The sequence below is a fragment of the Acinetobacter sp. 1125_18A genome, assembly GCF_052824985.1.
Map to the genome: position 1 here is coordinate 311692 of NZ_VTDG01000003.1, position 13320 is coordinate 325011.

Genomic DNA, 13320 nt, shown 5'->3' on the forward strand with positions numbered 1-13320 from the left:
TAAATGATGATTTTAGACACCTTTCGAGGTGTCTAAATCTTTGTTATGACGCTGTAATTACTATTTTCATTTTATTGCTACTTCAGGTTTAGAGAATAAATCATGTCTTTAGATTAAAAAAATTAATGTACATGATCCGTCTCCTTTTCCGCTGCCTCAAGTGCGGCAGATTCATTGGCAACGTCATTGACCCATCCATAGCCATTTTTCATCAAAATGGTATAGGTTTTACCATCTGCTGTAATCGTGCCCATGGTAAAATTGTCTTTAATGGTTTGAGTAATATGAAACTTCTCATTATTTTGATCTCCTCCTTCTAGAGAGCCTGACCAACTAACAATATCTTCACCTGGATCTACTTCTATTCGTTCTATAACAGCCCGTCTGTTTAAACCATAGCCTGACACATTAAACACGATTTGATCACCGACATTCTTCGCCTCTAAGGTATATAGATCATTCCTCAGAAATATTCGCCCATCTTTTTTTTGTGCATCTGTCAAAGGAACGGGATTATGCATAGACACCGTATCGACAGTACTCAAATTGAACATCTGTTGATTGAAAATCCCTGCACGTAATTTGTCCTCATCCAGCGTTACAAGTTTACGGCGAGCATGGCTGTCTTTTATACGTTGCAATACTTGTGTTTCAGTAAGATTTGCATTTAGTTTCGGTGAATTCACTTGATCGATTTGTTCATTTTGTTTAGACGCAATCGCTTTAGCTGTATCAGCTGTCTCCTGTTGACCTGAGATGAACCAAGCCAACAAAGAAACCACCAAAACAGTTAAAACAACGGAAATAATGAGATATATCCGTTTATTCATTATGGATTAACCGCAACTAAAAATTTTGAAATAGCTTCAACATTCTCATTAATTTTTCTTAAGCCATCAAATTTGTCAGTTTCACCTAAACGCACGCCATATTCAGGACTATAGATATCTGGGCTTGAATATAAGCCAATTTGATTTCCACCCATAATGGTACTACCTAAAGGATGACCAAATCCCCAGTTATAACCTGTGGTTCGATCAAAACTATGTCCTAGCCCCATGTTATGCCCTAACTCATGCCGCATTGCAGTGATACCACAACCATAGTTATGTGATCCGATCATGTTGTACTTGCTAGGTGTGCTATTTACATAGGCGAGACCGCAACCAGAATGATCTGTAATGGTATATATCGCATCAGCACCTGTTCTGGTTCTTTCCGCTTGTACGGTGGCATCTGAACGTCCTAAATTAATCGCATCACCGAGTGTCGTTCCAGGGATTCGATAATCCAAGTATCCGACTTCTTTGTAGTAGGCTTTTGCTTGCGAGTTTTCAAGCGCTTCATTGGTTAATCTAAGTGCTTCACGGGCTTGAATTTTTGCAGCAGTTACACCGAGTTTGTCATTGACTACCGGGCTATTCACAAGCAATAGATCAATCTGATAGCTATCGGTGTTCCAAACCCCATTGTTGAATATCAAACGGATTTTATCGCCTTTTTTCAAACTTGCACTAATGTTGCTACCTGAAACTGTAAACGCTGTATCCGCAGAATTAGATACGATGACCTTGTCACCCGACTGAGCCGCTGGCAAATTTACAACAGGTGCCCATTGTGCATTATCAGCGGTTATTTCAACAACAGGGGTTTTAAATGTAAAACCTTGTGCAGCGGTGTTTGCAGTGAATACAGTTTTAGGAGACGAAGCCAACACCCAATACGATTTATCTGCAATATAAATGAACTCATAACGATTGCCCTTGTTGATTTTTAGGGTTGCGGTGGTATTGGTATTTTCATTTTCAATCACTGATTGCCAGCTTGCAGTTGAGCTAACAATGATACGATCTCGGTCGTTTGCTGTTTGCGGTAATTTTAATGAAGACACCCACGCCCCATCAGCAAAACGAATTTCTGTTTTAGGTGCAGTTAAATTTTGCAAAGCGGTATTTAATGCCGCAGTATTACCATTGATCACGTTGATAATACGTGTCGGAACAGACAGTGGAACCCATTTACTCAGTTCTTGATTATATTGAAAGATATATGCATCATTTTTATTGACAACCAATGTACTCGGAAATAAAGCATTTTGTGAATTAATTTTTGAGGATTTAAGCGCATTGGACTTAACCACAAGAATCTGGCCATTCTGACCTGTTTGAGGTAAATGAATTGTATCAGTCCAAGCAGCATCACTTACAACATATTGAGCCTGTGATTGTTGAAATACTGGAATAGTATTGCCATTTTTTTCAGGCGTAAAATTGGCAGTTTCAGGCGCATAAAACTCCCATTTTCCATTACTAAATTTAAAACGATAACTGTTTCCAGACTTTAGCGTGAGAACGCCTTTTTTTTCAATATTTACATTACTTAAATCAATATCACTGTCATAACCCGCAGTTGATTGAATTGTAATTAAGGCACCTTCTTTTGCTACATTCGGTAAGGAAATATTCTTCACCCAATTGCCATTAGATACACTAAATATCAGATCATCATAGCCTGTTGGGATGATTCCACTCTGGTTATTCTGGTTTGGTGATAGTGTGGTTGCGGCTATGGCAAAAGTGACCATGCCACTTGTAATGAAGACTGTAATAACTTTTCTTTTATTCATGTTATACCTGAGTCAATATTATAAAGTTGAGCTGACACTATAAATTAATTTTTATTGAAAAATAAAATTAAAAATTGTTAATAAAATCGATAAAACTAACAGCAACCCCAGGTTAAATTAAATTATAAATATATGATATATAAATAAAAAACAAATATTACACCCCCAAAACAATGCAGAGCTTATGAAATAAAACTTAGTAAAATCATCAACCTAAACCAATTAATAATTCGTGAATTATCCTTCTTTTTGTTGAATAATCGCTGAGTTTAAATTTCAGTATTCCAATATAGAAATTTGATATTTCTATAGCTGATTCAATACATTAAAATTATTTTTATATCATCTTATCCACATTGATTTTCACAACTTTATTTCCTGAATTTTTAAAATAAAAAATAAAAATATCAATAATTTAAATAAATAACGTCAAATTTATAAAGCAATATTTTCTATTCAAAAGAGTAAAAATCACAAAAAAAGTGTCCTCAAAGGATATGGTCGCTAATTATTCTAAATGGTAAAAACTTTTAATCGCTTAACAGTTTCATGTTGGATAACCACAATGATCACGGAAAGTCATCAAATTAAAGCAAGAAAAGTATATTTCGATTTTTCTGAGTCTTCTGTATGTTGGATGCCAGATGATCCACTATGTTCACATATTGCCAATGGTATCAATATGCTTTTGCCTGCGGGTGAGTTTTGGTTTTGTCGGGTATTTAATAAAACCCTCCCACATATTACAGATGAAAAATTAAAACAAGAAGTTATTGGCTTTGTCCGTCAAGAAGCTGCACATGCACGCGCACATGAAAAAGTACAAGACTTTTTAAGAGAAAATGGCTATGACATACAAGAACCATTAAATCGTGCCCATCTTGTTTTCAACATTTTATTAGGTGACAAACCATTAGGAATTCCTTTTTTAAAAGGGAAAAAATTTGACGAATATTGGTTAATCTTTCGTGTAGGTGTTATTGCAGCGATCGAGCACTTTACAGGTACAATTGGGCAATGGACGCTTGATAGCAAATCTTGGAATAAAGCAGATCCAGCTATGGCTGATTTATTCCGCTGGCATCTTGCGGAAGAAGTTGAACATCGTTGTGTCGCTTATGATTTGTTTGAGCATTTATTACAACAAAAGCTAGGTTTTTATGTTTCCAGACAAATCATTATGATGGGAATTTTTCCGCTTTTTATTTACTTCCTCGTTGATTTTGCTCGTAGTCTGGGCCAACAAGATACTGAACATCAACAAATCCAAAAATTAATGCGCCGTGGATTCTTTGCTTTTATTCGAGAGTTTGAAAAAACTGCAACCAAAACAGATCACCTACCGACCATTAAATACCTATGGAAAGCCACTCTACGTTGGACCTCTCCAAAGTTTAATCCGCTTCATGAAGGTGATACAGAACAGGCTTTAGCCTATATGTCACGTTCACCTGCTGTTCAGTATTTTGAGAAAACGGCGCTCAATTAGAGGGTCATCACATAATAAAAGTGACCATAAAGCTCGGAAGAAACATGGTTAATGCGAGTCCTATAACTCCTCCAAATTCAAAATAAAAAAGCACCTTAAGGTGCTTTTTTAAACGACTGATGCTTTCTCAATAAATCATCAATAGTATAGTCGCTTACAACTCATTATTTCGCGTTTGGACGTACCATTTTTTCAGGTTGTACCACTTCATCAAACTGTTCAGCCGTGACAAAGCCAAGTTCTATCGCGACTTCTTTTAAAGTCTTATCTTCTTTATAAGCCGTTTTGGCAACTTTAGCGGCATTTTCATAACCAATCACAGGATTCAGTGCTGTTACCAACATCAATGAATTATGTAAGAAGTAATCAATTTTTTCACGATTTGGTTCAATACCTACAGCACAGTGTTCATCGAAGCTGTTACATGCATCGCCAAGCAATTGAATCGACTGAACAAGATTATATGCAATCACAGGCATATAAACATTCAGTTCAAAATTCCCCGCTGCACCTGCAAAGTTAATCGTGGTGTCATTCCCCATCACTTGCGCAACCACCATGGTCATTGCTTCACATTGGGTTGGGTTGACTTTACCAGGCATGATGCTTGAACCAGGTTCATTCTCAGGAATACGCAACTCGCCCAAGCCACAACGTGGTCCACTTGCTAACCAACGTATATCATTGGCAATTTTATTTAAACTCGCAGCTAAGGTTTTCAATGAACCAGAAGCAAATACAGCAGCATCACGACCAGCAAGTGCTTCAAACTTATTGGGATTACTTATAAATGGTAACCCCGTCAGTTTGGCTAATTCTTCCGCTGCTTTGTCTGCATATTCAGGATGCGCATTTAAACCTGTACCAACAGCTGTACCACCAAGTGGTAACTCATAGAGCCACACCAAAGCCTGTTGTAAACGTTTTAGTCCATGATCCAGCTGTGAAACATAGCCACTGAATTCCTGACCTAATGTAAGCGGTGTTGCATCCTGTAAATGAGTCCGACCAATCTTAACAATATCGTCAAACGCTTCAGATTTGCGATGTAAAGTGTCTCGTAAACGTTTTACTGCTGGAATAAGCAACTCATTGATTTGTACCGCAGCAGCCACATGAATCGCTGTTGGAAATGAATCATTGGTAGATTGCGCACGATTGACATGATCATTCGGATGCACCGGCTTTTGCGAACCTAATGGATTACCTAATTTTTGATTGGCAATATTGGCAATGACTTCATTACAGTTCATATTACTTTGCGTACCTGAACCTGTTTGCCAAACCACCAAAGGAAATTGTGAATCCCATTTGCCTGAAATTACTTCATCGGCAGCATCGACAATATACTGTGACAGATCATGCGGAATTTGGTTTAAGCTGGCATTGGTTATTACCGCTGCTTTTTTAACCAGACCCATCGCTCGAATCATCGGGCGTGGCATATGTTCTGTACCAATTTTAAAATTTTCTACGCTTCGCTGAGTTTGTGCGCCCCACATTGCTTCGCTTGGGACTTCAACATCGCCCATTGTGTCATGTTCAATACGTGTTTGCATTTTCAACCTCTTCTTTATCCATATCTTATTTTCAAGTTAAAGCTTGTTTTGACAACATCTGCGTAAAAACACCAGCTTCAGCGAAGCGATTATGCTAAACAAATCAACCAAACATGTAAATGATAATTATTTACAATAATCATCTATTCTGGATTTTTATCGGTTGTTTAAGGTATTTTGATAAAAACGCCATTCATCTTCAATCATTTGTTTAAGCGAGCGCTGTGCTTTCCATTTTAAAAGCTCAAATGCTTTTTGGCTGGTAGATGCAACCTGATCCAGTTCATCTAATTTATACACCGCATCAATTTGATGGATTTGACTCGCCGTAACCTCTTCGATCAAGTGGATCAGGTTTTGTATCGAACAGACAGGACCTGCAATATCAAAACTTTGATAAACATTACCCTGCTCATGTAGCCAAAGAATAGTTGATTTAATTGCTTCACATACGTCAAGAACATGCACAAAGCTACGCTCAGTCGTTTTATCCTCAGTCTCTGAATTACGTTGTACTTCAATTAGATCACGTTGTTGAGCCGCAACTTGTAAAGCCAAAGGAACAACATTTTTAGGTAGTGGTGCAACAAACTCACCCAAGACACCATGCTCAAATGCACCGACGACATTTGAAACCCTTAAAATGGCAATTTTCCATTCTTCATCAGTTTTGAATGTGTCTTTAATGATTTCTTCAATCATTTGCTGAGATTTTATATAAGGATTAGGGTAACTATAATTAAATGCGGTTTGTTCATTCAGCTCTAAACTTGATTGCGCATAAACCATAAGGCTAGAAAGATGTACCAAATTTCTGACACCGGTACGCTGCATCGCGCGTAATAAACTCATAATACAACTGAGATTGTCATTATAATATTCAAGTGGTTTTAGATTTGACTCTTCAATGGACTTAAATCCCGCACAATGCACAACGGTATCTATTGAATATTGTTCAAATACTTTATTTAAAGCGGGAGTATTACGAATATCAATTTTGACAAAGGGAATATACATTCCTGTAATAAATTCTAAGCGCTCTAAGCATTGCAGATTGGCATTGGCTAGATTATCCACAATGACGACCGCTTGCCCTTGAGCTAGCAAACTTAAAACCACATGCGAGCCTATAAAGCCTAAACCACCAGTCACTAAAATCATTGTATACTACCTATCATTATCAAGTTTGAATGTTGCAAACTGTCCATTCTCCAAGTGAATCGCCATCAAATGAGTACTTTATTACTAATCACCGCAGCACCGACTTCAATTCATGCATGGCATGCATTGGGTTTAGCGCAGGCACTGCAAGCTGAAGATCAAGAATTTCGTGTTTTCTTTTATCAAGATGGTGTACAAGTTGCGAACAACTTGCAATGGGTTCCTGACGATCAACGTAATTTATCTGTAGAATGGCAAAAACTCTCAATTCGACTTCCTGTCTGTGTGAGTGCTGCATTAGCGCGGGGGATAACAGATCAAGAGAATGCCAAACGTCACCAAATTCCAGCCGATAATCTTGCAAAAGGCTTTGAGCTTGTGGGTTTAGGCGAACTTGCAGATGCCGTTCAATCTACAGATCGTATCATTCATTTCTAAGTTGATCATCCCATTAGCGTGTTGCATTTAAAAGGTAATTTGTGTGAATACTGTGCTCGTTGTGATAACCCAAGCAAATTTAAATACATTGCAGGTACATGAAAGTTTGTCAGCAACCATGGTTCTTGCAACTTTTGGCTGTAAAGTCAAAGTGTTACTTAAAGACGCTGGATTAAGCCTACTTAAATCAGAAATGGCTTTTAGCCAATTAAATCACGTATTTAAGCTTGCTTCAAATCTGGTCGATAGCTTTGAATTCTATGATTTAACACCAGTTTTAGTAGAAAATATGAATAAATCCTCGCCTTTTGTTACTCAATCACAACAAGAGTTGGAATTTGTAGAATTGAATGCTGAATTTATTCAGTCTTTTGATCATGTGTTGTATTGGTAAGCTGTGGATGGAAAGTTCAAATGTCAGATAAAACACTTTATTTAATTCAATCTTCTTTTATACATACAGACCATATCTTGAATCAGTTGGATCAACTGTATGGTTCTCATGATCACATTGTTTTAATGGGTGATGCGGTACTGTTTGCAGCAGATCAGCGTTTAACAAACAAACAGAATCTTTATCTTCTTAAAAATGATGCTGAGATTTTATCTGAATCCATTCCTGAAAATTTTAAATCAATTTCTTACCCACAATTTGCTCAGTTGGTTTTAGACTTTAACCGCTGTATCAGTTTAAAATAGTGGGCTAGGTTGTCAATTATCTTCGATTTTTTAAAAATCAATCTTTGATGTTTTGTTGATCAAAAGTTACATTGTTTCAGTTGTTTTGTTTAGGTGGTTTTATGAGCTTTGAGTTAGACCAAGATGGTCATTTAGTAGATTACACCATTTGGAATGAACAGGTTGCCCAAGAGTTAGCACAAAGTTTAGATCTACAACTGACCCCATGGCATTTTGAAGTGTTGCATGCAGTACGTCAATTTTATACCCAGTTTGGCCACTCACCTGCAACTCGTCCACTAATTAAATTTTTAATGAAAACGATCAACCCAGCAATTGATAATGCTGTTCTACAAGACAAGTTTAATACAGGACTGGTTGCCCGCCATTTAAGCCGTTTGGCAGGTATCCCTAAACCTGCAAATTGTTTGTGATCACTCCATAAAAATTGATTCGTTTAATTCAATATGAGATCAAACCCATCAATATAGCGAGTAAATATCTAAACTGGCGATAGCATAAATTATTTCACTTTCTTCCTGAGCAAATCCCATTGGTATTTGAAAAAATATTTTAGTGTTTGATTTGGATTGACTGCAGTTTTATTTTTTAAATTTACGCCATCCGAATGATCATAATCTAAAAAATTAGCTGTAGTACCCTGTATAAATTGAAAGCTCGATCCTTTGGATGTAATTTTCTGTGATTCAAACAAATGATCTAATCCAAAACGATGCCCTAATTCATGTACCACGACTTGATTAAATATATTTTGAGGACAGTTAAATAAAGTAACGCTGTCACCACCAGCACCAACTGCATTCTTTATTTCTACAGTTGTGACGAAAACATAATTTTTAGTCGCTAAGTTTTTATCTTGATATTTTTTATAAAACTTAGTTAAGTCACTTAAAAAATAACCCGTGTCATTTATATTTAATTTATTCAAAGATATATTAACATCATCGTCTTTGCTACGATATTTGTTTAAATCAAATGTTGGGGCATTTTTTATTTCTACATTAATTAAAGCTTGGTTAAATGAGTTATGCTTTAAAAAATTTTCATAATCATGTGAACGGCTTGGTTTTTTTCCATCAGTTATAACGTCTACAAAGATAACTGATATAGTAGGAATCACAGCATTATGATAAAGCATTAGCTTCCCAACTTTCTCTTGGGTCTCTCCTTTTATTGCTGTTACAATGATTTCTTCATGTTTTTGCAAAGCACTTGTGCACTTAATATTCACTATTTCTGAAGCTAGATAATAAATCTCTTCTTCTCTTTTAGTATCTTCGCCTAAATCTCGGGTCATTTTTTTGGCGTAAATAAAATCTTCGACACTGAACTCTGCTGGTTCAATAATAATATTCGGATTTGAAACTTCAAACTTAATCTTTGTTCCATCATTTTTTAATGAAAAATTATTTTCTGAATCTAATAGTCTCAACTCTAAATTAAGCCTAACCCCTTGATTGACAGGATTAGAACTATTGCTATCCTCCTGTGAGCTTGGGTACATTGCTAACCATGCAGGGATATATTCTGTGCCAAATGGGCTAATTTTGGTAATTTGGTCTTGGGTATATGTCGCTTTTAATGATTGTATCGAACCACTGACTAAAGCAACTTTGTTTCCAAATTTTGTTGTTGCATTCGGTCTATAGTTGGTTAATTTTTTAAAGTATTCTGGTCTGTACCAATCAAAACCATAAGTTCCATCATATATGTTATCTTCACATCTTCGAAAATAAATCGTAAACTTCTGTAGGCACGTATCACAGGTACTTCCGACTGTTGGGCTTGAACCAATTCCCATTCGATTACTCCATATTAAATATTTTATAAATTATTAAAATTTTGCATCAGTTAAATAAGTATATAAAAGTGAATGACTTGATCAAAGTTATCTGTTAAAAAAAACTCTAAATTCTTTATCAAGCAATAAACCTTATTTTCTAAACTAAGATTACAGTTACTGTTTTTCATACTTTTACTTATTAATTTAAATTATATCTTTTTAAAATTGAACAATCACATATTTTATATCTTGTTAACAAAAATCAAAAACAATATCAGTAATTAAAAGTTCAAATTACTTGCAACGCTTCATCTAAACATTTTCACAAACACTAAAGATAATGAGTGCCCCTGCCTTTAGATTTTTATGAAATTTACCAACAACTTAATCTAAAATTAATTCATGATAAATATTGAAAAATCATCTAGGGAATAGCAATCAAGCTAATTTTTTCTGCGCTAAGTATTGGAAAAACGCAGAGGTAACGATTGGCTTCACCTGTCTCGCATTCACCGCCTGCTGACATTCTGAGCAAACCAATATCGGAGTAAACTCATGACCACAGACGGTATGTTGATACACCATAGGCGCTCCCAGACCCTCATCCATCCATTTATCCGCCCATACCACCATGGTTAATAAAATAGGATATAGATCTAAACCCTTTTCAGTTAAGCGATATTCATAACGCTCTTGTCGATCGACATAAGCCACTTTAACCAATATTTCATGCTCAACCAAACGTTTTAGCCGTTCAGACAATACATGTCTTGTCACACCTAAATTTTCTTGAAAATCATCAAAACGACGTAAACCCATAAAAGCATTACGTAAAATAAGCATGGTCCATCGATCACCCAATACAGATAATGTACGCGCAATTGAACACGGTTGATTGCCTATTTCTTCCCATTTCATACGAAGTTCCAAATTACATTTGTAAATTTAAAATACCATTGCTGAATACTATGAAATAAACAGAAAAAGAAAGATAGTATTTCAGGGATTTTTTTTTACATTCATTAAAATTGAGCGACAAGTGCTTATGCTTTAACAAGGATGACTCACAACTAAAAGTAGCGTTAGTCAACATTTAAAAATGCTGGGATATTTTTAATGCTCAAAAACAATAAAAGCCCAATTCTGGGCTTTTATCTTAAAATTAAATTTTACTTATTCAACAATTTGTCCACGACACCAAATTTTTTGAAAATACTTGCTCGGCGTTTAGGATAAATACTGGCCTTATTTAAATCACCCTTGTAATGATCAAATACACGCTTATCCATAATTTTAAACCACCACGATGGGATCATCGCTGGCAACAGCATACTTGCATAACCGCTTGGTAATTCAGGTGCTTCATCAAAGTGACGTAACGCTTGGAATGGGCGTGTCGGAAAGGCATGATGATCTGAATGACGTTGTAACTGATATAAGAATAAATTAGTTACGATGTTGTTATTGTTCCAACTATGCTCAGGCATTGTGCGTTCATATTTGCCATTTTCATCTTTTTGGCGCAACAAACCATAATGCTCAATATAATTAATGATCTCAAACAACGTAATACTATAAGCTGACTGAGTTGCCAAATAAGGCAAAATACCTTTACCAAATAACCCGACCATAGATGAATGGAATGCTGCGGTCATTGTCCAGCCTTGCAATAACTCATTATCTTTAGACCAGAATCCAAGGCCCTTACGTTTAAGACGGTTGGTTTCAATTTCAATCGCTGATTTAAATGAGCCAATGACGGTACGTGGTAAAAACTCATAGAGGGTTTCACCCATTTGCGATGAAGCTGGATCTTCAGGCGTCGCAGCGCGTTTATGGTGTCCATAAGGATGTTCGATACGGAAATGGTTATAACCTGATGGAACCAATGCCAAATGCGATAAAATATGGTCCATACGGTCATGCTTATGGCTTAACTCATGTGCTGTGTTAATGGCAATACCATTAATTGCACCCATTGAAACACCAAGCAAAATCTTATCTAAAAGTGATGTTTGTTTACGTCCCACCAAATAACAAGCATATACATTGGCGACATATTGAATCGGAATAAAGGATTTGACCAAACGTGAATAATACGGATCTTGCTCAAGTAATTTTACATCTTCACTGGTCGGATTGTTTTTATCCTTACCAATCAATGAATCAATGGCTGGAATAATCACATGCAGTACCAGTGGCCCACCCAATGCAAAAACTTTTTTCAGTGGCTTAGGTGCAACATGATATCCCGCTAAAATTCCTAAGCCAATCACTGGAAGTGATGGGCTAATCATCCAAAGATAACGCTTTTTATCAAGTGCCAAACCTGACTTTGGTTTTAATTCTTGCAATTGCTGCTCTGTCAGTTGAACTGGTGCATTCATGGCTATATCTTCCCTATCTTTCTACTTAGTTATATATTTATGTAAAATTCAACTTAAAGACAGTTGTAAGCGTCCATAAAACCTATGAAAAAGTCTTTGGCATCTTCAACATAGAGTTTGTCCTTTGCGCACATGTTTTAATAGCATGAAACATTTTTATTATTTGAGAACAGGAAATTTGAACTGAATCTATGGATGCTTTAAGTAAAATTTTTGATGATATTCATCTCAACCATTCAGAATATATTTACCTTCAAGCTCAAGGTGATTGGTCGTTTCAGAGCCCAAAACAAGATGCCGTGATCGCGCATATTGTTCTGTATGGAAATGCTTATTTAGAATTTTCACCCAAAATGACTGTTGCACTACAAACCGGCGATATGTTTTTAATCCCAGCAGGATTAGCACACACGGTAAAAAATCATTTAGACACGCAGTTAGTTGAAAGCCTCAATATAGAATCACTATTTGATGGATTAAGACAAGACGCAATTGAATTTGGTCAAGGAAGCTCAGAAAAGACCCTGATCCTTTCTGTACGATGCCATATGAATGCAATCATGGCTCGTCCATTGATCAATGCACTGCCACCATATTTGCATATACAAAATGCCTTGAGTGATGAGGCACCTGAATGGCTTAAAATTGGATTATATTTTGTTTCTGCTGAAACCCGTAGAACCATGGCAGGTAAAAATAAAATTATGGACCACGTCGTCAGTATTTTGATGATTGAGTGTGTACGTGACTATATTGAGCAAATGCAAGATCACAATAACTGGTTAAATGCTCTGGTACATCCTGAACTTTCAAATGCACTTGCAGCCATTCACAGCCGTCCAGAACAAAGCTGGACCGTAGAAAGCTTAGCTGAAACCTGTTGTATGTCGCGTTCTAAATTTGCCAGTTTATTTAATCAAATTATTGGGGAAACACCTTTAGCCTACTTGCAACAACATCGCTTACGTCTTGCCAGCCAGCTAATCAAACAGGGACAACTGCCTATTCAGCAGATTGCACACCAAGTGGGATATTCATCTGAAACTGCATTTAGCCAGGCATTTAAGAAACAATTTGAACTTAGCCCAAGCCAATATCGCAATCAGATCTAAAAAAGATTAGAGACAGCCGCTAATCACATCTTAGTTATATAGTTCCTGTACTCACGCTATATTCCA

Annotated in this window: 13 protein-coding genes; 6 read left to right on the forward strand and 7 right to left on the reverse strand. The window is 36.4% G+C overall.

Going from position 1 to position 13320, the window contains the following annotated elements; genetic code table 11:
- Positions 1 to 122: 122 nt before the first annotated feature.
- Together cpaB and cpaA are read right to left on the reverse strand one after the other, a co-directional pair.
- Positions 123 to 830, reverse strand: coding sequence for a metalloprotease secretion chaperone CpaB (gene cpaB, locus FY049_RS07020; protein WP_224965454.1), 708 nt, complete (start codon positions 828 to 830; stop codon positions 123 to 125).
- Positions 830 to 2626, reverse strand: coding sequence for a metalloendopeptidase CpaA (gene cpaA, locus FY049_RS07025; RefSeq protein WP_446083424.1), 1797 nt, complete (start codon positions 2624 to 2626; stop codon positions 830 to 832). The genes cpaB and cpaA overlap by 1 nt, the downstream gene beginning before the upstream one ends.
- Positions 2627 to 3191: 565 nt before the next feature.
- Here cpaA and FY049_RS07030 point away from each other — a divergent pair.
- Entirely contained in the window at positions 3192 to 4115 is a 924-nt protein-coding gene (locus FY049_RS07030; RefSeq protein WP_446083425.1) for a metal-dependent hydrolase, read from the forward strand.
- A gap of 164 nt (positions 4116 to 4279) precedes the next feature.
- On the opposite strand, the gene fumC is transcribed toward FY049_RS07030, so the two are convergent.
- Positions 4280 to 5674 (reverse strand): class II fumarate hydratase, encoded by a 1395-nt coding sequence (fumC, locus tag FY049_RS07035; protein ID WP_224965452.1) that lies wholly within the window; start codon positions 5672 to 5674, stop codon positions 4280 to 4282.
- A 156-nt stretch (positions 5675 to 5830) separates the two neighbouring features.
- Positions 5831 to 6835 (reverse strand): SDR family NAD(P)-dependent oxidoreductase, encoded by a 1005-nt coding sequence (locus FY049_RS07040; RefSeq protein WP_056511042.1) that lies wholly within the window; start codon positions 6833 to 6835, stop codon positions 5831 to 5833.
- 69 nt (positions 6836 to 6904) lie between these two features.
- Between FY049_RS07040 and tusD the strand changes: the two genes are divergently transcribed.
- From tusD to FY049_RS07060, 4 genes are all read left to right on the forward strand, one after another.
- On the forward strand, positions 6905 to 7273 hold the full coding sequence (gene tusD, locus FY049_RS07045; RefSeq protein WP_446083426.1) for a sulfurtransferase complex subunit TusD: 369 nt from the start codon (positions 6905 to 6907) through the stop codon (positions 7271 to 7273).
- A gap of 43 nt (positions 7274 to 7316) precedes the next feature.
- The gene (locus FY049_RS07050; protein ID WP_262780112.1) at positions 7317 to 7667 is read left to right on the forward strand and encodes a hypothetical protein; all 351 of its coding nucleotides are present in this window, start codon (positions 7317 to 7319) and stop codon (positions 7665 to 7667) included.
- Positions 7668 to 7687: 20 nt separating this feature from the next.
- Positions 7688 to 7972 carry a DsrH/TusB family sulfur metabolism protein gene (locus FY049_RS07055; RefSeq protein WP_446083427.1) on the forward strand — a complete coding sequence of 95 codons (285 nt, stop codon included), beginning with the start codon at positions 7688 to 7690 and terminating at the stop codon, positions 7970 to 7972.
- A 101-nt stretch (positions 7973 to 8073) separates the two neighbouring features.
- Positions 8074 to 8385, forward strand: coding sequence for a TusE/DsrC/DsvC family sulfur relay protein (locus FY049_RS07060; protein WP_004821403.1), 312 nt, complete (start codon positions 8074 to 8076; stop codon positions 8383 to 8385).
- 89 nt (positions 8386 to 8474) lie between these two features.
- Here the strand turns inward: FY049_RS07060 and FY049_RS07065 are convergent, their stop codons facing one another.
- The 3 genes from FY049_RS07065 to FY049_RS07075 all read right to left on the reverse strand — a co-directional run bounded on the left by FY049_RS07065 (position 8475) and on the right by FY049_RS07075 (position 12142).
- Positions 8475 to 9773, reverse strand: a complete 1299-nt coding sequence (locus FY049_RS07065; RefSeq protein WP_446083428.1) for a reprolysin-like metallopeptidase — start codon at positions 9771 to 9773, stop codon at positions 8475 to 8477.
- A gap of 420 nt (positions 9774 to 10193) precedes the next feature.
- Positions 10194 to 10673, reverse strand: coding sequence for a winged helix-turn-helix transcriptional regulator (locus FY049_RS07070; RefSeq protein WP_446083429.1), 480 nt, complete (start codon positions 10671 to 10673; stop codon positions 10194 to 10196).
- Between the two features lie 251 nt (positions 10674 to 10924).
- Complete coding sequence (locus tag FY049_RS07075) at positions 10925 to 12142, reverse strand: alkane 1-monooxygenase (protein WP_056511027.1); 1218 nt, start codon at positions 12140 to 12142, stop codon at positions 10925 to 10927.
- Positions 12143 to 12333: 191 nt separating this feature from the next.
- Between FY049_RS07075 and FY049_RS07080 the strand changes: the two genes are divergently transcribed.
- Positions 12334 to 13254 carry an AraC family transcriptional regulator gene (locus FY049_RS07080; protein WP_004720615.1) on the forward strand — a complete coding sequence of 307 codons (921 nt, stop codon included), beginning with the start codon at positions 12334 to 12336 and terminating at the stop codon, positions 13252 to 13254.
- Positions 13255 to 13320 lie beyond the last annotated feature (66 nt).

Excerpts from the sequence above, each read along its gene's own strand:
- cpaB (WP_224965454.1), bottom strand. The coding sequence starts at position 830 with ATGAATAAACGGATATATCTCATTATTTCCGTTGTTTTAACTGTTTTG.
- cpaA (WP_446083424.1), bottom strand. The coding sequence starts at position 2,626 with ATGAATAAAAGAAAAGTTATTACAGTCTTCATTACAAGTGGCATGGTC.
- FY049_RS07030 (WP_446083425.1), top strand. The coding sequence starts at position 3,192 with ATGATCACGGAAAGTCATCAAATTAAAGCAAGAAAAGTATATTTCGAT.
- fumC (WP_224965452.1), bottom strand. The coding sequence starts at position 5,674 with ATGCAAACACGTATTGAACATGACACAATGGGCGATGTTGAAGTCCCA.
- FY049_RS07040 (WP_056511042.1), bottom strand. The coding sequence starts at position 6,835 with ATGATTTTAGTGACTGGTGGTTTAGGCTTTATAGGCTCGCATGTGGTT.
- tusD (WP_446083426.1), top strand. The coding sequence starts at position 6,905 with ATGAGTACTTTATTACTAATCACCGCAGCACCGACTTCAATTCATGCA.
- FY049_RS07055 (WP_446083427.1), top strand. The coding sequence starts at position 7,688 with ATGTCAGATAAAACACTTTATTTAATTCAATCTTCTTTTATACATACA.
- FY049_RS07060 (WP_004821403.1), top strand. The coding sequence starts at position 8,074 with ATGAGCTTTGAGTTAGACCAAGATGGTCATTTAGTAGATTACACCATT.
- FY049_RS07065 (WP_446083428.1), bottom strand. The coding sequence starts at position 9,773 with ATGGGAATTGGTTCAAGCCCAACAGTCGGAAGTACCTGTGATACGTGC.
- FY049_RS07070 (WP_446083429.1), bottom strand. The coding sequence starts at position 10,673 with ATGAAATGGGAAGAAATAGGCAATCAACCGTGTTCAATTGCGCGTACA.
- FY049_RS07075 (WP_056511027.1), bottom strand. The coding sequence starts at position 12,142 with ATGAATGCACCAGTTCAACTGACAGAGCAGCAATTGCAAGAATTAAAA.
- FY049_RS07080 (WP_004720615.1), top strand. The coding sequence starts at position 12,334 with ATGGATGCTTTAAGTAAAATTTTTGATGATATTCATCTCAACCATTCA.